Source organism: Agrobacterium sp. CG674 (assembly GCF_053521645.1).
In genome coordinates this window covers 601,373-619,019 of record NZ_JBNWDZ010000001.1, presented here as the reverse complement: position 1 = coordinate 619,019, position 17,647 = coordinate 601,373, and the positions used below count along the sequence as shown (strand labels likewise).

Here is a 17,647-nt window from a genome sequence, read left to right as displayed (position 1 = left end):
ACACAAACGCCGGGGAGAAATCTCCGGCGTTTTATTGTGTCAGCCGATCCAACTCATCAATAGTGGTGGGTGAGAAGACGGCTATTCCGCCTTGAAGAAGCAGCGCAGCCGTGACGCCATTGCCTGCCTGTTTGCGGCCCGAAAACGAGCCATCATAGATGGCCACGGAGCCACAGGATGGGCTGCCGTCAATCAGCAGGGCGTAGGCGCAGCCATGGTCTTTAGCAAAGGCCAGTGCCTTTTGCGCGCCGTCTATGAATTGTGAGGTCACGTCACCGCCGGTGATTTCGATGACACGCGCCCTTCCCTCCAGCACATCAAGCCCGGACGCGCCGTTCTCGATTTCCGCTGGCGGACGCGGAACGGCCATACCACCCGCCATTTCCGGACAAATCGTCACCAACCGTCCTTCCTGCTTCCAGCGTTCGATGGCCGGATGCGAAAGCGGCTTGCCCTTACCATCATAGCGAACGGCATGGCCGAGCAGGCAGGCGCTGATCAGTATCTTCGAAATCAACGCCCCCTACCACGTCATCCGGTGATCTTGGAAAAGTCCGCAACCGTACCAGTGGCTTCACGAATGGCCTTCAACAGTGCCAGACGATTAGCGCGGATGGCATTGTCCTCATCATTGACCAGCACGTCTTCGAAGAATTTATCGACGGGGGCGCGAAGGGTGGAGAGCGCCTGCATGGCAGAGCGGAAATCCTCGGCTGCAACGGCCTTGGCGGCATCGGCAGAGGCTGTCTTGATGGCCGCATACAGCGCCTTTTCGGCATCGAGCTTCAGCAGTTCTTCCGAAACGCTGCTCGCAATCACGGTGCCCTTCTTTTCTTCCGCCGCCAGAAGCTGCGTGGCGCGCTTGGTGCCAGCCAGAAGATTGATGCCATCCTGATCCGTTACGAATGCTGTCAAAGCTTCGACGCGACGTGCGACCATGAGAAGATCGTCAGTCTCAGGCGTCAACACGGCTTCGATGAGATCATAGCGTGCGCCGAGATCGCGCAGATAGACCTTGAGGCGGTCGTGGAAGAAAGACAGGAGGTCGGGGTCTTTGACGATGCTCAGCAGCGACAACCGAACATTGCGCTCCAAAATCATCCGCACAACACCCAACGCGGCACGACGCAGTGCAAAGGGGTCTTTCGAACCTGTCGGCTTTTCATCGATGGCCCAGAAGCCCACCAATGTGTCTAGCTTGTCGGCCAGAGCCACAGTCAGACCGACCTTGTCTTGCGGCAGACGGTCGGACGGGCCATTCGGCTTCCAATGGTCTTCGATAGCCGCGGCAACGCTTTCGTTTTCGCCCTGAAGCAACGCGTATTTGCGGCCCATCAGACCCTGCAATTCGGGGAATTCGCCGACGGCTTCGGTGCGCAGATCGGCCTTGGCGAGAACCACGGCGCGGTCCACCAACGCCGCATCGGCACCGATGACGGGCGCAAGCTGTTTGGCCAGTTCACGGATGCGCACCACGCGCTCACCCTGCGTCCCGAGCTTGGCGTGGAACGTAACATTAAGCGCATCGAGCTTGGCCATGCGCTGGTCGAGTGGCTTGCTGAGATCGAGGTCGAACTTTGCGGCGGATGCCTTGAGTGTTTCAAGGTCCGGCAGGTTGCCCTGGTCGCGGGTCCAGAAGTGCTTGGCGTCTGACAGGCGGGCGCGCACGACCTTGCCGTTGCCGTGCATGATTTCCTGGCCACCATCGATGGCCTGAATATTGGACACCAGAATGAAGCGGTTGGAGAGGCCTTCGGTGGCACCTTGCGGTCGCGTCACAAAACACTTCTGGTTGGTCTTGATGGTGAGGCGGATGATTTCGGCGGGAATTTCGAGGTAATCTTCCTCGAATGTGCCGATCAGCACTTGCGGCCATTCAACGAGGCCGGAAACCTCTTCGAGCAGGCCTTCGTCTTCAACGAGGTCGAGGCCATTGGCGAAAGCCAGATCCTTGGCGTCGTGCAGAATGATATCCTTGCGGCGCTCTGCATCCAGAATAACCCTAGCCTTTTCCAGGCTCGATACGTAGTCCTCGAAGCGGCGTACGGTGATGGCATCAGGCGCGTGGAAGCGGTGACCATAGGTCACGTTGCCAGCCACGATGCCGTCGATCTCGAAGGGAATGACCTGCGTTTCATCATTTTCAGGGCCGAACACACAGACGATGGATTGCAGCGGGCGCACCCAGCGCAGGCTTTCCGAACCCTTGCCTTCGATGCCGCCATAGCTGGAACCCTTGGGCATGGAGGCCGGGCCGGAGCGCATGGATTTTGGCCATGCAAACCCCTTGATGATGCCGGGCATGACGCTGGCAATGATCTCTTCTGCCGGGCGGCCGGGCTTGTTGATGATGGCGATATAGAAATCACCCTTCTTCGGATCGGACACGACCTGCGCTTCCGAAACGGAAGACAGGCCGGCACCGCGCAGAAAGCCTTCGATCGCCTTTTCGTTGGCGTCGGTGCGCGGACCCTTCTTTTCTTCCCGCACATCGGCAGAGCGGGCGTTGAGGCCGCGAATATCCAGCGTCAGGCGGCGCGGCGTCCAGTATTCGCGGGCACCTTCATAGGTCAGACCTGCTTCCACCAGCGCATCGGTGACAAGCTTCTTCAGATCACCCGCCGCCTTGCGCTGCATGCGTGCGGGGATTTCTTCGGAGCGAAGTTCGAGCAGAAGATCAGGCATATCTGTTTTCCGGTGTCATGGATTTTTCGTTGGCCTCTGCTAGCAAAATTTGGGGCCGATGCACAATGTAAATATCGGGTGCCCCACGCGGGCGGTGCGTCTCAAACAGAAGTTCTTGACCCGCAGGCCCTTGCCATGGCACCTGTCCGCATCCAAAGTCAGTGCATTCTGACTATCCTCTTTTGACCGTGAAGACTGCAATGACCGACGTTCCAGACCATATGAACCCGAAACGTTCCTTTCAGGCGCTGATCCTGACGCTGCACAATTACTGGGCGGACAAGGGCTGCGCCGTGTTGCAGCCTTACGATATGGAAGTGGGCGCGGGAACATTTCATCCGGCAACCACGCTGCGCGCACTCGGCCCCAAGCCGTGGAAGGCCGCCTATGTGCAGCCATCGCGCCGCCCGTCCGATGGACGCTATGGCGAAAACCCCAACCGTTTGCAGCATTATTACCAGTATCAGGTCATTCTGAAGCCGAACCCTTCCAACCTGCAGGAGCTTTACCTCGGCTCGCTGAAGGCCATTGGTCTCGATCCGCTGTTGCATGATGTCCGCTTTGTGGAAGACGACTGGGAAAGCCCGACGCTGGGCGCCTGGGGTCTGGGCTGGGAATGCTGGTGCGATGGCATGGAAGTCTCGCAATTCACCTATTTCCAGCAGGTCTGCGGCATTGAATGCTCGCCTGTTGCGGGTGAGTTGACCTATGGTCTTGAGCGTCTGGCCATGTATGTGCAGGGCGTGGATAATGTTTACGACCTGAATTACAACGGCCGCGAAGGCGACGAGAAGATTTCCTATGGCGATGTGTTCCTGCAGGCAGAGCAGGAATATTCACGGCACAATTTCGAATATGCCGATACCGCCATGCTGCATCGCCACTTCATCGACGCCGAAAAAGAGTGCAAGGCCCTGCTGGATGCCGGTGCGCCCGGTGAGAATGCCAATCAGGTTCTGCACAAATGCGTGTTTCCGGCCTATGACCAGTGCATCAAGGCATCCCACGTTTTCAACCTGCTGGATGCGCGCGGCGTTATTTCCGTGACCGAGCGTCAGAGCTACATCCTGCGCGTTCGCACACTGTCCAAGGCTTGCGGCGAAGCATTCCTGATGACGGATGCCGGTGGCGCGAACTGGAATAAAAACGCAGCCTGACGACTGATATGGACAGGCGATGACATGGGTGGCCGGAACGCAAGTTTTCCGGCCAGACCAGAGAGTTTCACGAGGGGGAACGGCACATGTATATCGCACTGGCCATTGTGGCGGCAATCGCGCTCTATGTCGTCTTCATCTATAACGGCCTCGTCAAATCCAGACAGATGACCGAAGAGGCATGGTCGGGCATCGACGTTCAGCTGAAGCGTCGCGCCGATCTCATTCCCAACCTCATCGAAACCGTGAAGGGCTATGCCGCTCACGAAAAGAGCACCTTCGAAGAGGTGGTCGCCATGCGCAACCGCGCTCAGGCCGTTCCATCCGGTGATGTCGAAGGCCGTGCACAGGCCGAAGGTCTGCTCTCCCAGGCGCTGGGTAAGCTGTTTGCTCTGGCAGAAGCCTATCCCGATCTCAAAGCCAACCAGGGCTTTCTGGAACTGCAAAAATCACTGGAGACCATCGAGGGTGAAATCCAGATGTCGCGGCGCTACTATAATGGCTCTGCGCGGGATCTGAACGTGAAGGTGGAGAGCTTCCCGTCCAATCTTGTTGCGCGCAATTTCGGGTTTATCAAAGCCCCCTACTTCGAAATCACCAACGAGGCGGATCGCGCTGTTCCTGCCGTCAAATTCTGATGCGATAACCGGCACCGGCCGGTCGAGAAAAACGATAAAGCTATGATCGAACTGACCATTACCCCACCAAACCACGCACTTTCCGGCAAGGTGGAGCCACCCGGCTCCAAATCCATCACCAACCGCGTGCTGCTTCTGGCAGGACTTGCCAAGGGCCGCAGCCTGCTGACCGGCGCTTTAAAAAGCGACGATACGCTGTTCATGGCTCAAGCCCTGCGCGCCATGGGCGTTGATGTAACGGAACCTGACGCGACGAGCTTCGTGGTGGAAAGCGATGGCGTGCTGAAAGCCCCCGAAGAGCCGCTTTTCCTCGGCAATGCGGGCACGGCCACGCGGTTTTTGACGGCAGCGGTTGCTTCCGTCAACGGCACCGTTGTGGTTGATGGCGACGAACATATGCGCAAGCGCCCGATCCAGCCTTTGGTGGAAGCCTTGATCGCGCTCGGCATCGATGCACAGGCGCCAACCGGCTGCCCGCCCGTGACCGTGAAGGGCAACGGCCTTGGCTTTGCCAAGGACAGCGTCACCATCGACGCCAATCTTTCCAGCCAATATGTGTCAGCACTTTTGATGGCCGCCCCCTGCGGCGCACAGCCGCTGGATATCGTGCTGGCCGGAGAAGACATTGGCGCGAAAGGCTATATCGACCTGACCGTTGCGGCTATGGAAGCCTTCGGGGCGAAGGTGGAGCGCGTTTCCAACGCCGTCTGGCGCGTGCAGCCCACAGGTTATACCGCAACGGATTTCCACATCGAGCCAGACGCCTCTGCCGCCACCTATCTGTGGGGTGCTGAATTGCTGACGGGTGGCAAGATCGATATCGGCACGCCAGCGGAAGCATTCACCCAGCCGGATGCCAAGGCGCATGCCATCATGGCGCAGTTTCCCAACCTGCCAGCCGAAATCGATGGCAGCCAGATGCAGGATGCCATTCCAACCATTGCGGTGCTGGCAGCTTACAACACCACGCCGGTGCGCTTTGTCGGCATCGCCAATCTGCGCGTGAAGGAATGCGACCGCATCCGCGCCATCTCGCTTGGCCTCAACGCCATCCGCGAAGGGCTGGCGCATGAAGACGGCGATGATCTGATCGTGCATGCCGATCCTGCACTCGCAGGCCAGACGGTGGCTGCCTCCATCGATACGTTCCACGATCACCGCATTGCCATGAGCTTTGCGCTGGCGGGCCTGAAAACGGGCGGTATCGCCATTCAGAACCCTGTTTGCGTGGGCAAGACCTATCCCGGATACTGGAAGGCGCTTGCCTCTCTGGGCGTTGAATACAGCGAAACCGGACAAGACTGATTGCAGAGAAGGACGCCGCCCATGAAGACCCAAGCCGCCAGATATCTCGCGCTTCTCGTCTTCCTGCTGGCGGCGGCCCTTCCGGCAGCGGCTGAGGAATTCATCAGCTCTTATCATTCCGTTGTCGATGTCGCCAAAAGCGGGCAGCTGACGGTGACCGAAACCATCACGGCCCGGGCGGAAGGCAACAGGATCAAGCGCGGCATCTTCCGCGATTTTCCGCTTTACGCTCTCGACGCCAATGGGAACCGCACCAAGGTTGGTTTCAATGTTTTATCCGTGGAGCGGGATGGCTCAAAAGAAGACTGGCGCACCGAAAGCGTCGATGGCGGCATCCGGATCTATACCGGCAATGCCGACCGCTTCCTGTCCACCGGCGATCACATCTTCCAGATTACCTACACCACCGACCGGCAGATCCGCTATTTCGATGGTTATGACGAACTGACCTGGAACGTGACCGGCAATGGCTGGCAGTTTCCCATGCGCGAGATTTCGGCCACCGTTTCCCTGCCGCAGGGTGTGGCACCGACCGACACTGCCGTTTTTACCGGACGACTAGGCGCGAAGGGCAAGGACGCCCGCGCCCTAACGGAAGGCAACGAGGTGTTCTTTGCCTCCACCCGCCCCTTCTATCAGGGTGAGGGCATGACGATTGCGGTGAAATTGCCCAAGGGCGCTATCGACCCACCATCGGCTGCGCAGAAGCGGAGCTGGTGGTTGCAGGATCATTTGGGCTCGATTCTGGGTGTTTCCGGCTTTATCCTCATCCTGATCTATTACTACAGGGCGTGGTCAGCGGTTGGCCGCGATCCCGCCAAGGGCATTATCATTCCGCGCTGGGATGCGCCGGACGGTTTATCGCCTGCTCTCGTCAACTATGTCGATAATAATGGCTTCTCCGATGATGGCTGGACGGCGTTCTCAGCCGCATCGCTGAGCCTTGCCGTTAAAGGCTATCTGGTGCTGGACGATTTGAAGTCGTCCCTCGTCATCCGCCGCACCGAAAAGCCTGTAGAGGGCAAGTTACCGCCGGGGGAGGCAGCCATCATCAACACGGTTGATGAGCCCGGCATGTCCTTTGAAATCAACAAGAAGAATGGGTCACGGGTTGTTTCGCTGGGCAATGCCTTCCGCAAAGCTATCGAGTCCGAGCACAGCGGCAAATATTACCGCGACAATTTCGGCTTCATTGCCCTTGGCTTTATCCTGTCGATTGTCGTCATCCTTGCTGTCGCCGTGTTCGGGAATTTTGAACCGGACGCCTATATAGCCATGTTCGTGATTGGCATCCTCACCTTCATCGGCACCATCTTTGCCTTCGTCTTCGGGAAATCCTTCACTCGCGGCGGGTCCCTGCTCAAACGGATCGGCATGATCGTCGTGCTTGCGCTGGTGGGATCCATGCTCATATCCGGCATTGGCGGCGCGATCACCGTCATCTCGCTGGAAAAGCTGGAAGCACTCCAACTGCCCGCGATCATGTCAGTCGCCGGCATTATCGCGACAAACCTTATTTTCTTCATGCTGATGGGCGCGCCGACACCGCTCGGGCGCAAGTTGATGGACGGCATCGAGGGTCTGCGGCTGTATCTGACGGTTGCGGAACAGGATCGGATGAACATGCAGGGCGCGCCGCAAATGTCGCCGCAGCATTTCGAGACGCTGCTTCCCTATGCTGTGGCGCTCGGTGTCGAGAAACCGTGGAGCCAGGCATTCGAGACATGGCTGGCCAATGCACAGGCGGGCGCGTATTCACCGGGGTGGTATAGCGGCAACTACAGTAATTTCTCGGGGCGCATCGGTGGTTTTTCATCCTCCATGGCTTCCACCATCGCCTCGACCATACCCGCACCCGTAAGCTCGTCTTCTTCAAGCTTTTCAGGTGGAGGCGGCTCGTCGGGGTCCGGCGGGGGTGGCGGCGGAGGTGGTGGTTGGTGAGCCTATACTTCGTCTTCTCGCTTCACGCGGTATTCGCCCGTAATCGGGTCCTTTATCAAGGTTCCGGTCGCGCCCGTCTCGCGCTCTTTCTCCTGCCGCTTGGTTTTCTCCGACAGTCTTTTCGCATCATTCACAAAACGCTTGTAAAGAATGATCGCCCCGAACACGAGCAGGGCGAGCGTAATCACTTGGGCCATCTATTGTGTGTCCATCAAAATCCGTAACGCGCCCACATTGCCTTTTCTTCGGCCACATCCGCAAGCCCCGATGCAGCCGATGCGGCGATGGAATGGGCATGAAGATCGACGCCGGGCAGTTTTTTGCCAAAGAAATTGCGCGCACCCGAGACCAGCTGGAGCTTGACCTTGTCGCCGTAGCGTCTGCGCAAGACATCGCGCATATCGCCGAGACCGTCTATGAGGCCAAGGTCGAGGCCACGCATGCCGCTCCAGAACAGGCCGGAGAAAATAGCCGGATCGTCCTTCAGCTTCGAGCCGCGACGCATCTTGACCATATCGATGAAAACATTGTGGATTTCGAGCTGAAGCGATTTCAGATACTCGATATCGCCTTCCTTCTCGGGCTGGAACGGATCAAGGATCGCCTTGTTCTGCCCAGCGGTATAGACGCGCCGTTCCACGCCGATTTTCTTCAGCATTTCCGGGAAACCGAAACCGCCTGAAACGACACCGATAGAGCCAACAATTGAGGTTGGGTCAGCAATGATTTCATCGCCTGCCAGCGCGATCATATATCCGCCGGATGCCGCGACATCCTCAACGAAGATAATGACCTTCTTGTTCTTTTCCTCGGCAAGCTGACGGATGCGGTTGTAGATCATGCGCGACTGCACCGGCGATCCACCAGGCGAGTTCAAGGTGATCGCAACGGCGGGCGCTTCCTTCATGCCGAACGCCTTGTCCAGCAGGGGGCCATAACTCGCCAGGTTCAGCGCCGGACGAAACTGACTGCCACCCGCCATAATCGCTCCGTGCATGCGCACCACGGGTATGACCAGCTCCTGCTTGCGAAACCGCCTCGGCACCAGTCGCTTCAAAAATCCAGCCATTTGCATCCTCATCATCATCACTATCTGTGGTTCCGATGTGGGTATCTGCGTGGCAAACGCAATGGGGTGCGGAATGATAATCTGGTGAGGAGTGGCTAGGCCTGCGTTCGCTTTTGCCCGTAATTGCGCTGATAGGCAACACGGCCATTGCTCAAATCATCGACCTCGCGAAGAAACGCGTTGCTGCCATGGTTATGCATGATCAGGGCTGCGCGAAATGTGAGCCTTGCGCGAGAACCCTTGATGCCGGTGACGAGCATGCGCACGGCATCTTCGCCTGCGCGCGGGTAAATCAGGGTGATTTCCAGCCCGCCGAAGCGTCGTCCGCAGGCGGCAATAATATCTGCAATGGATTGCGGCCTTGCGATCAAAGACATCTGCCCGCCGGGAACCATGATGGCGGCGGCGGTTCTCAACCAGTGTTCAAACAGATCGTCTGTCATGGCGTGGGCCGCAGCTTTCAGCGCGTCGGGTGTTTTGCGGTCGCCTGCGTCATTATAGGGCGGGTTCATGATGACGTGGTCGAAATATCCATCCACCAACCCGGCTTCGTTTCGGGGACCTGCTCGCAAGGTGACATCGGCCTGGCGCACGGACACGCGCTGGGCAAAGTCAGCATTTGCAGGAAGCTCCAGGCTTCGCCTGGCAAAATCGACCATTTCCGCAGACAGCTCAAACAGTGTGACCTCTGCCTTTTCCAGACGGGAGGCCACAGCAATGCCAGCCGCACCGGCGCCCGCGCCAAGGTCGGCAACGCGGCACGGCGCATCATCCGCCACAAGCGAGGCCAGCAACATGGCGTCCATACCGGCTCTGTGGCCTCTGCCCTTCGGCTGGAGTATCTGGAAGCGGCCACGATGGAACGCGTCGACTGTTTCGGAAATGATGCCCGCCACGGGTCTCACCCCTTATCTTCGCGCAATTCGTCTGAAAGTCCGGCATCGACCAGAATGCGTCGCGCCTCGTCGGCCCGGTCTTCCTCCACCAGAAGCCGACGCGGAAGCAGGCCAAGTGAGCCTTCGAGAATGCTCATGCCCTGATCGGCAATGAGACTGTGAATGCCAGCATCCTTCATCAGGCTCTGTGAGAAGGACAAAAGAACGGCGTCATTTGTTCGTATCAGTTCACGCATTGGTCAGTTTCCACCCAAATCCCGTCTTTTTGAACGGTGTGAGGCAATTCGCCCCTTGCCGCTTTCGTTCACGCTTTCTATTGTCGGCCCCAAAAGTGAACAGGAGTCCGTATCCTTGGGCGTCGTCATACCGCTTGAAGAAAGCAAAAACAAACTCGCATCCGTCAAGCCGCTTGTCGACCTGACACGGGCAGACATGGAAAGAGTGAACCAGCTTATTCTTTCCAAGGCCGGTTCAGATGTCCAGATGATTCCCGAAGTGGCCAACCACCTGATCTCATCGGGTGGCAAGCGTCTGAGGCCGATGCTGACACTCGCCTCCGCTGCGATGTTCGACTATCAGGGTGACCACCACATCAAGCTGGCCACCAGCGTGGAATTCATGCACACCGCCACGCTTCTGCATGACGATGTGGTGGATGAAAGCGATCTGCGCCGCGGAAAATCCACCGCACGCACCATCTGGGGCAATCAGGCCAGCGTTCTCGTCGGTGACTTCCTGCTCGGCCAGGCTTTCCGCATGATGGTGGAAGTCGGTTCGCTGGATGCGCTGGATGTGCTTTCCACGGCTGCCTCGGTCATTGCCGAAGGTGAAGTTCTGCAGCTTTCCGTCGCCAAGAATATGGAAACGACCGAGGATGACTATCTACAGGTCATCCGCGCCAAGACCGCAGCCCTTTTTGCAGCGGCGGCAGAGGTTGGACCCATCGTTGCCAAGACGGACAAGGCAACCCGCAGCGCGCTGAAATCCTACGGCATGAACCTTGGCCTCGCCTTCCAGCTGGTGGACGACGTGCTGGATTATGGTGGTAAAGCCGACGAGCTGGGCAAGAATACGGGTGATGACTTCCGTGAAGGCAAGATCACGCTGCCGGTCATTCTATCTTATCGACGTGGCACGGCGGAGGAACGTGCGTTTTGGAAGCGCGCCATTGAGAACGGCGAGAGCACGGATGAAAATCTGGAAACGGCGCTCGGCCTCATCAAGAAATACAACGGCCTGACCGACACCATCGCCCGCGCCAACCACTACGGCACGATTGCCCGCGACGCGCTTGCACCGCTGCCACAGAGCCCATGGAAAAAGGCACTGATGGAAGTGATCGACTTCTGCATCCAGCGCGTCAACTAGGTTCCTGGCTGGGTGGAGTTGTTCAGGTGCGGCGTATCACAGTCGGTGGTTGCGTTCGTTGCGGTTTCACAAATCTTGGTGCTCGGGCAGAATTTCTTGCAGGCGTGCTCCAAAAAAGCCATTCTATCGTGACGAGGTATGTGACCGTCTGAATCGTTTTCGGTTCAGGCGTCACGGTCCAGTTGAAGCATGAAGGCGTTCAGGTGCAACCACTTTGCACGCGCGCTCATGTGGCAGACTGATTTTTCGGTGCAGATGCACAAAAGCAAAGGTTCCTTTATGCGGCGCAACCCAGCATTTCGTCTTCTCTGCGGCGCGGCCTTTATTGCCGCTCTTTCCGTCGGCGCTGATTCGCCTGCTTTTGCCGAGACGAAGCCTGCAGACAAGGTGGCCGAGACCGTTACGTTTGATCCCGCAAAGGTCAACACCTTCTCCGGTGCGTTTCTGGCGGCCCGCACGGCAGATGTGGATCAGGATTTCGAGACCGCTATCACGCTCTATCAAAAGGCGCTTGAGTTCGACACCGCCAATGTGGAGATCCGTCAGCGCCTGATGATCGCGCAATTGCTGAGCGGCGATTTCGACGCTGGCGCGAAGATTGCCGACAGCCTCAAAGGTGATTCGTCGGTAGAGCGCGTCACAACCATCATTCGTGCGCTTGCCGCCATCAAGGGCAAGGAATTTTCCGGCGCGGAAAAGGTCCTGAAATACACCGGCCCCAATGATCTGGACCGCATGGTCAACACGCTGTTGACGGCTTGGGCCCGCGCTGGTGCCGGCAAGAGCAAAGAGGCGCTCGCGCTCGTCAATGGCATGAAGGGACCGGGCTGGATTTCCATTTTCCAGAAGTACCATGCTGGCGCGATTGCGCTGGTGGCGGGAAATACGGAAGCAGCGCGCAAGAGCCTCAACGACGCAGTGGCCGACCGTGAAGGCGGTGCAACCGCGACCGATACTTATATGCGCGCCGTGATGGCCCTTGCCCGGCTGGAAGCCAATGTTGGCAACAAGCAGAAGGCGCTCGATACCATTGCTGTCGGCGATACATTTGCGCCGAACTACGCGCCGCTGAAGGCGCTGCGCGAAAGCATCGAAAGAGGCGAGAAGCCACAGCAGCAGGTGCAGACCCCCATCGAGGGCGCGGCAGCTGTGATGTTCTCCATTGCCGGTGCCTTGAACCGCGAAGGGGCCGAAGAAATTGTCACGCTCTATCTTCAGACCTCACGCGCTCTCGACCCCAAAAGTGCAGACACTCTGATTCTGCTCGGCGGACTGGCTGAAGCACAGAAGCAGCCGGACCGCGCCATTGCCTTCTACCGCGAAGTGCCTCTGGATTCACCGATGCACCGCATTTCCGAGCTGCAACTTGGCCTGACGCTGGCGCAGACGGACAAGGTTGAAGAGGCGCGCAAGCACCTCAAATCCCTGCTCGATTCGGATCCGAGCGATATTCGCTCCTATCTTGCCTATGGCTCTGTGCTTTCAGATGCCAAGGACTATACGGCCATGGCCGCTAATTACGACAAGGCTGTCGAGGTCATCGGCGCTGTCCCGAAAAAATCAGACTGGACGATCTTCTTCCAGCGCGCCATCGCCTATGAGCGTTTGAAGCAGTGGGACAAGGCAGAGCCGAATTTCAAGCGCGCTCTGGAGCTGAACCCCGAGCAGCCGCAGGTGCTGAACTATCTTGGCTATTCCTGGGTCGACAAGAATATGAACCTCGATCAGGCAATCGACATGATCCGCCGGGCCGTGGAGCTTCGTCCCAATGATGGCTACATCGTCGATTCTCTCGGCTGGGCGCATTTCCGACTGGGTGCTTTCGATGAGGCTGTCGAGGAGCTGGAACGCGCCATCGAGCTGCGCGCTGGCGATCCCACGATCAACGACCACCTTGGCGATGCCTATTGGCGCGTTGGACGCAAGATCGAGGCTGTCTATCAGTGGAACCGCGCGCTCATCGGCGAAAGCGAAGAGGTGGACAAGTCCAAGGTGAAGGAAAAGATCGCCAACGGCCTGCCACCGCTGGAAAAGGACGCGCAGAATACGGCCAAGAAAGATCAGGCGCCTCTGCCGCCTGTCGCGCCTGCGCCAGCGCCGGACAAGAAATCCTGATCCTTCATGCCCTTGCCTGACACTCAAGGAGCGGTCCGAACGACGGAGGCCGCTCCCGCCAAGATCAACCTCGCCTTGCATGTCACAGGCCAGCGCACAGATGGCTATCACCTGCTGGAAACGCTTGTGGTGTTTACGCAAGCGGGCGACGTTATCAGCATCGAGGATGCAGCACAGGATGGCTTTTCGCTGTCCGGTCCCTTCGCGGGCGTTCTGCAGCAAGACGGTGCGGGGACCAATCTGGTGTTGAAGGCGCGAGATTTGCTGCGCGACGCTGTTGGGTCTCAGCCGCGACCTGTCATGATCCACCTTGAGAAAAACCTGCCGGTTTCATCGGGTATCGGCGGTGGATCTGCCGATGCGGCCGCCACCTTGCGGGGCCTGTGCCGCCATTGGAATATCGCGCCTTCAACCGTCAAGCTGGATGAGATTGGCCTGAAACTGGGTGCTGACGTGCCGATGTGTCTTTCCAGCCAGCCACTGATCGCCCGTGGGATCGGCGAGGAAATCGAAGCAGTGGACGACATGCCCGTATTGCACCTGGTGCTCGTCAATCCTCTCAAGGGTGTTTCGACTCCGGAAATTTTCAAGCGGCTGACGACCAAGACCAATCCGCCGCTTTGCGACCGCTCCAACCTCGACTGGATTGGTTTCATCAGACAGTGCCGAAACGATCTTGAGACGCCTGCGCGTGAGGTTCTGCCAGAGATTGGCGAGGCACACACTTTGCTTTCTGAGGCGGGTGCCGCGCTGGTGCGCATGTCAGGCTCTGGCGCGACATGTTTCGGGATCTTCGGGACAATGACGGATGCAACTTCGGCCATGGCAAGCCTTCGCCAAAAGCGTCCCGACTGGTATGTTCAGGCAACAAAAACCATAGGTGGACTTCGAGATGAATGCTGAACGCGCTTTTATACCGGTTGGCATCGCGGTTTTGACCGTTTCCGACACCCGCACACTCGCAGACGACAAATCCGGCGACACGCTGGCTGCCCGCATCGTTGATGCTGGCCATATGCTTGTGGACCGTGCCATTGTGCCGGATGACAAGGTCGCCATCCTTGAGCAGGTCCGTAGCTGGACCCTATCCGACGCGATTGATGTTGTGATTACCACTGGCGGGACGGGTTTTACCGGACGCGATGTCACGCCAGAGGCGCTGGAGCCCCTGTTTGAAAAGCGTATGGACGGCTTTTCCGAGGTCTTTCACCGCATATCCTATGACAAGATCGGCACATCCACCATCCAGTCACGCGCAACAGCAGGTCTTGCCAATGCCACTTTCATTTTCGTCCTGCCGGGTTCTCCTGGTGCCTGCAAGGACGCATGGGATGGCATCTTGAAAGCACAGCTGGACTACCGCCACATGCCCTGCAATTTCGTGGAAATCATGCCGCGCCTTGACGAGCATTTGAAGCGCGGCGCATAGATCAAACGTCTGCTAGGACGTTTTACGCAAAGCCCAGGCTGGAATGAGTTCTGCGGTAAGGCGCCTCGCCTTCTGTCCCTTCAGGAAAATATCCAGTCCGATGTGACCCAGCCTTCCGCTGGATTGCGCCACCGCATCCGCCTTCCTCAGCAGCAGGCCGTACTCCAGCGGGCGGCTTCGATGGGTCAGGCGTGATAGCAAAGATGGACGGTAATGGCGCGACGGCGCAAATCTGGCAGGGCGCGTGTTCAGCGCCGTATATTCCATAATGTCCTCAATCCAGCCGCTCTGTGGGCGGCCGCCGGGTTCCATCAGCAAAATCCATTCACCGCGCGCCGAGGCGATGATCTGGCCCATATCCCAGTCTGTTTCAAACCGGCAACCCGCCGCCTCTGCTACGCGAGACGAGCCGTCCGTCGAGCCATGATCAAGGATGATCACGTCGCTCACCAGCCCCTCCACCGCACCGGAAACGAGCGTGGACAGGGTATGCGCAAGTTCCGGCTCCTGATCCCGGCATTCCATAATCACTGTCAGCATGTCTTAGGCAAGCTTGTAATCCCCAGCTTCGGAAACACGATCTGATTTCCTCATTAAAATTTTTAACGCAAGGCAGAGCAAATTGCTATCGAGTCTTTCGGTATTTTGTTCTTGTCTTGTTCTCATTCCTGCTTTATGAATCGGGTCATCCACCAAGCCGGTTCACCCGGTCAGGAGTATCCAGATGAGACAACATGTGCTTTCGGGGCAGGCTGCTTTCCAGCCGGGCCATACGCCAGATATTGCCAATGCTCTGGCCGACGCATCGGGTCTACGGATCGAGATCGACCGTCGGCGCGGACGTGGGGCGGGTATCAATCCGGGCGGACGTTTCGAGACCCTGCAGCACGAGGCCGTGGATGACGGCTGGCAGATCATCGAGGAACTGCCGGAGTTTCGCACTGAGGTTCAGGTCGAAAAGCCACGCAGCATCATCACGCGCAATGATTCGCCTGACATTCCCTTTGATCGCTCCATCAATCCCTACAGGGGTTGTGAACATGGCTGCATCTACTGTTTCGCAAGACCTTCGCACAGCTATATGGGGCTATCGGCAGGGCTGGATTTCGAGGCAAAGCTGTTTGCAAAGCCCGACGCTGCTAAGCTTCTAGAACGCGAGCTCGGCAAACCGGGATACAAGGCACGGGTCATCGCCATCGGCACCAATACCGATCCTTATCAGCCGATCGAGCGGGAATGGCGCATCATGCGCCAGATCCTCGAAGTGCTGGCGAAGGCCGAGCATCCGGTTGCCATTGTCACCAAGTCCGGGCTGATTACCCGTGATATCGACATTCTAGGACCGATGGCCGCTAAGGGCCTCGTGAAGGTCGGCATTTCCGTCACCACCCTCGACCGCAAGCTTGCCCGCAGCATGGAGCCACGCGCATCGACACCGACCAAGCGTCTGGAGGCAATCAAGACGCTGACAGAGGCTGGCATTCCCGTGGCAGTAATGATGGCACCTGTTATCCCTGCGCTGAACGACCATGAAATCGAACGGGTGCTGGAGGCCGGGAAAGCGGCTGGGGCTACGGAAGCATCCTATGTTCTCCTGCGCCTACCGCTGGAGGTGAGCCCGCTGTTTCGCGAATGGCTACTCAGAAACTATCCGCACCGCTATCAGCACGTCATGTCGCTGGTGCGCTCGATGCGTGACGGCAAGGATTACGATGCTGAATTTGGCAAGCGGATGAAGGGTGCCGGTCCCTATGCCTGGCAGATTGGACGGCGATTTGAGATGACGACCAAAAGGCTCGGCCTGATCCGGCGCGGCATCCAGCTCCGAGACGATCTCTTCATCGCGCCGGGTGGAGCCGGTGTGCAGCTCTCCCTGCTCTGATTATTGCTGGACCTGAGAGGGAAACCACGCAGGTCTATCGCTTAAGAATACCCGTCAGCGTCTATGCCCTGCGCTGCGGGTTGCGCCCCCGGCAAACTGCCGCCTCGCAAGGGTTCTACTCTTTCAACTCCGCCGAAAGAGTTCTGGAGGTCATGATGCCTCAACAGCAGCCCTCCGCCCCGTGGGTTGCTGTGCGCACCCTGCGACCGGGGGCTTGCAGGAGATCGGTTGCCTGTGCGAGTTTCGCCCTATGAAACAACGCACAGCATCCGATTCTCCTGCCCTCTTTGATTTGACCGATAAAGGCCCGGATTTCAGTCTGGAACTCGAGGCGAAGAAGCGTGGTGAGTGGCCGGTTGCCGGCACGGATGAAGCCGGGCGCGGCCCGCTGGCCGGACCTGTTGTCGCCGCAGCCGTTATTCTCGATCCCGACAATATCCCCGACGGTTTGAATGATTCAAAGAAGCTCTCCAAGGCGCGGCGTGAGGTGTTGTTTGACCAGATCCTCGCAACATCGATTGTGTCCATCGCCTCATCGGGACCGGCTCTTATCGACCGCATGAACATCTTGCGTGCGAGCCTCGATGCAATGCGCCGCGCTGTGTTGGGGCTCCAAACCACGCCCGCACTCGTGCTCGCTGATGGCAGAGACATCCCACCGGGAATTCCCTGCCTCGGAAAAGCTGTGATTAAGGGTGATGGCCGTTCTGTCTCGATCGCCGCCGCGTCAATCGTCGCAAAGGTCACGCGTGATCGAATGATGGAGAAAGCAGGCCTGCTGCATCCTGCCTACGGCTTTGGATCCCACGCAGGCTACGGCACGCCGACACATCTGCGCGCCATTGAAGCCAATGGCCCCTGCCCTCTCCACCGCATGAGCTTTCGCCCGATGAGGGTGGAGTGAGGGAATCCAGCGAGAGCTCGGCGGGTTAACGCCCAACCAAGTCCTTCACCCGCATTCATATAAGGGCCTGCAAGTCTCATCGTTCGGCACTGGTGGCATTGCCTTGAGAGGCGACCGCTTGTTCGCGACGGGACGGCCACGAATGGGCGTGATCTCATCCCAAGCAGAGGCTTCATCGACCCAGTGAAACTCAACGCTAAATGCGATTGACGGAAACCGGTCCTATGCAGGACTCGCGCCAATCACGCCGCCATGCGT

17 protein-coding genes are annotated in these 17,647 nt (G+C 58.2%); 10 read left to right on the top strand and 7 right to left on the bottom strand.

The window, feature by feature from the left end:
* Nucleotides 1–31 precede the first annotated feature (31 nt).
* Complete coding sequence (locus tag ACQZ51_RS02965) at nt 32–517, bottom strand: DUF523 domain-containing protein (RefSeq protein ID WP_448775077.1); 486 nt, start codon at nt 515–517, stop codon at nt 32–34.
* A gap of 14 nt (nt 518–531) precedes the next feature.
* Nucleotides 532–2,685, bottom strand: a complete 2,154-nt coding sequence (gene glyS, locus ACQZ51_RS02960) for a glycine--tRNA ligase subunit beta (RefSeq protein ID WP_448775075.1) — start codon at nt 2,683–2,685, stop codon at nt 532–534.
* Between the two features lie 200 nt (nt 2,686–2,885).
* Here glyS and ACQZ51_RS02955 point away from each other — a divergent pair, with 200 nt between their 5' ends.
* The 4 genes from ACQZ51_RS02955 to ACQZ51_RS02940 all read left to right on the top strand — a co-directional run bounded on the left by ACQZ51_RS02955 (nt 2,886) and on the right by ACQZ51_RS02940 (nt 7,726).
* Complete coding sequence (locus ACQZ51_RS02955; RefSeq protein WP_448775074.1) at nt 2,886–3,842, top strand: glycine--tRNA ligase subunit alpha; 957 nt, start codon at nt 2,886–2,888, stop codon at nt 3,840–3,842.
* Nucleotides 3,843–3,928: 86 nt separating this feature from the next.
* Complete coding sequence (locus ACQZ51_RS02950) at nt 3,929–4,480, top strand: LemA family protein (protein WP_448775072.1); 552 nt, start codon at nt 3,929–3,931, stop codon at nt 4,478–4,480.
* 42 nt (nt 4,481–4,522) lie between these two features.
* Nucleotides 4,523–5,785 carry a 3-phosphoshikimate 1-carboxyvinyltransferase gene (aroA, locus tag ACQZ51_RS02945; protein ID WP_448775070.1) on the top strand — a complete coding sequence of 421 codons (1,263 nt, stop codon included), beginning with the start codon at nt 4,523–4,525 and terminating at the stop codon, nt 5,783–5,785.
* A 21-nt stretch (nt 5,786–5,806) separates the two neighbouring features.
* Nucleotides 5,807–7,726 carry a DUF2207 domain-containing protein gene (locus tag ACQZ51_RS02940; RefSeq protein WP_448775068.1) on the top strand — a complete coding sequence of 640 codons (1,920 nt, stop codon included), beginning with the start codon at nt 5,807–5,809 and terminating at the stop codon, nt 7,724–7,726.
* A 2-nt stretch (nt 7,727–7,728) separates the two neighbouring features.
* Here the strand turns inward: ACQZ51_RS02940 and ACQZ51_RS02935 are convergent, their stop codons facing one another.
* The 4 genes from ACQZ51_RS02935 to ACQZ51_RS02920 form a co-directional block, all read right to left on the bottom strand.
* Nucleotides 7,729–7,923, bottom strand: coding sequence for a hypothetical protein (locus ACQZ51_RS02935; RefSeq protein WP_448775066.1), 195 nt, complete (start codon nt 7,921–7,923; stop codon nt 7,729–7,731).
* A gap of 14 nt (nt 7,924–7,937) precedes the next feature.
* Nucleotides 7,938–8,795, bottom strand: a complete 858-nt coding sequence (locus tag ACQZ51_RS02930) for a S49 family peptidase (RefSeq protein ID WP_448775064.1) — start codon at nt 8,793–8,795, stop codon at nt 7,938–7,940.
* 95 nt (nt 8,796–8,890) lie between these two features.
* The gene (locus ACQZ51_RS02925; RefSeq protein WP_448775063.1) at nt 8,891–9,691 is read right to left on the bottom strand and encodes a tRNA1(Val) (adenine(37)-N6)-methyltransferase; all 801 of its coding nucleotides are present in this window, start codon (nt 9,689–9,691) and stop codon (nt 8,891–8,893) included.
* A 5-nt stretch (nt 9,692–9,696) separates the two neighbouring features.
* The gene (locus tag ACQZ51_RS02920; RefSeq protein WP_448775062.1) at nt 9,697–9,927 is read right to left on the bottom strand and encodes a putative signal transducing protein; all 231 of its coding nucleotides are present in this window, start codon (nt 9,925–9,927) and stop codon (nt 9,697–9,699) included.
* Between the two features lie 115 nt (nt 9,928–10,042).
* Between ACQZ51_RS02920 and ACQZ51_RS02915 the strand changes: the two genes are divergently transcribed.
* The 4 genes from ACQZ51_RS02915 to moaB all read left to right on the top strand — a co-directional run bounded on the left by ACQZ51_RS02915 (nt 10,043) and on the right by moaB (nt 14,603).
* Nucleotides 10,043–11,059, top strand: a complete 1,017-nt coding sequence (locus tag ACQZ51_RS02915; RefSeq protein WP_192063512.1) for a polyprenyl synthetase family protein — start codon at nt 10,043–10,045, stop codon at nt 11,057–11,059.
* A 279-nt stretch (nt 11,060–11,338) separates the two neighbouring features.
* Nucleotides 11,339–13,174 (top strand): tetratricopeptide repeat protein, encoded by a 1,836-nt coding sequence (locus ACQZ51_RS02910; protein WP_448775060.1) that lies wholly within the window; start codon nt 11,339–11,341, stop codon nt 13,172–13,174.
* 6 nt (nt 13,175–13,180) lie between these two features.
* Nucleotides 13,181–14,077, top strand: a complete 897-nt coding sequence (locus ACQZ51_RS02905) for a 4-(cytidine 5'-diphospho)-2-C-methyl-D-erythritol kinase (RefSeq protein WP_448775058.1) — start codon at nt 13,181–13,183, stop codon at nt 14,075–14,077.
* The gene (moaB, locus tag ACQZ51_RS02900; protein WP_448775057.1) at nt 14,067–14,603 is read left to right on the top strand and encodes a molybdenum cofactor biosynthesis protein B; all 537 of its coding nucleotides are present in this window, start codon (nt 14,067–14,069) and stop codon (nt 14,601–14,603) included. Before ACQZ51_RS02905 ends, moaB begins: the two co-directional genes overlap by 11 nt.
* 12 nt (nt 14,604–14,615) lie before the next feature.
* Here the strand turns inward: moaB and ACQZ51_RS02895 are convergent, their stop codons facing one another.
* Complete coding sequence (locus tag ACQZ51_RS02895; protein ID WP_448775055.1) at nt 14,616–15,143, bottom strand: glycosyl transferase; 528 nt, start codon at nt 15,141–15,143, stop codon at nt 14,616–14,618.
* Nucleotides 15,144–15,327: 184 nt separating this feature from the next.
* Between ACQZ51_RS02895 and ACQZ51_RS02890 the strand changes: the two genes are divergently transcribed.
* Together ACQZ51_RS02890 and ACQZ51_RS02885 are read left to right on the top strand one after the other, a co-directional pair.
* Nucleotides 15,328–16,485 (top strand): PA0069 family radical SAM protein, encoded by a 1,158-nt coding sequence (locus ACQZ51_RS02890; RefSeq protein ID WP_448775053.1) that lies wholly within the window; start codon nt 15,328–15,330, stop codon nt 16,483–16,485.
* A 250-nt stretch (nt 16,486–16,735) separates the two neighbouring features.
* On the top strand, nt 16,736–17,389 hold the full coding sequence (locus tag ACQZ51_RS02885) for a ribonuclease HII (protein WP_448775052.1): 654 nt from the start codon (nt 16,736–16,738) through the stop codon (nt 17,387–17,389).
* The last annotated feature ends 258 nt before the right edge of the window (nt 17,390–17,647 follow it).

Coding starts and splice junctions, on each gene's coding strand:
- aroA (WP_448775070.1), top strand. CDS start 4,523: ATGATCGAACTGACCATTACCCCACCAAACCACGCACTTTCCGGCAAG.
- ACQZ51_RS02940 (WP_448775068.1), top strand. CDS start 5,807: ATGAAGACCCAAGCCGCCAGATATCTCGCGCTTCTCGTCTTCCTGCTG.
- ACQZ51_RS02890 (WP_448775053.1), top strand. CDS start 15,328: ATGAGACAACATGTGCTTTCGGGGCAGGCTGCTTTCCAGCCGGGCCAT.
- ACQZ51_RS02935 (WP_448775066.1), bottom strand. CDS start 7,923: ATGGCCCAAGTGATTACGCTCGCCCTGCTCGTGTTCGGGGCGATCATT.
- ACQZ51_RS02950 (WP_448775072.1), top strand. CDS start 3,929: ATGTATATCGCACTGGCCATTGTGGCGGCAATCGCGCTCTATGTCGTC.
- ACQZ51_RS02930 (WP_448775064.1), bottom strand. CDS start 8,795: ATGGCTGGATTTTTGAAGCGACTGGTGCCGAGGCGGTTTCGCAAGCAG.
- ACQZ51_RS02955 (WP_448775074.1), top strand. CDS start 2,886: ATGACCGACGTTCCAGACCATATGAACCCGAAACGTTCCTTTCAGGCG.
- ACQZ51_RS02905 (WP_448775058.1), top strand. CDS start 13,181: ATGCCCTTGCCTGACACTCAAGGAGCGGTCCGAACGACGGAGGCCGCT.
- glyS (WP_448775075.1), bottom strand. CDS start 2,685: ATGCCTGATCTTCTGCTCGAACTTCGCTCCGAAGAAATCCCCGCACGC.
- ACQZ51_RS02920 (WP_448775062.1), bottom strand. CDS start 9,927: ATGCGTGAACTGATACGAACAAATGACGCCGTTCTTTTGTCCTTCTCA.
- ACQZ51_RS02910 (WP_448775060.1), top strand. CDS start 11,339: ATGCGGCGCAACCCAGCATTTCGTCTTCTCTGCGGCGCGGCCTTTATT.
- ACQZ51_RS02885 (WP_448775052.1), top strand. CDS start 16,736: ATGAAACAACGCACAGCATCCGATTCTCCTGCCCTCTTTGATTTGACC.
- ACQZ51_RS02895 (WP_448775055.1), bottom strand. CDS start 15,143: ATGCTGACAGTGATTATGGAATGCCGGGATCAGGAGCCGGAACTTGCG.
- moaB (WP_448775057.1), top strand. CDS start 14,067: ATGAATGCTGAACGCGCTTTTATACCGGTTGGCATCGCGGTTTTGACC.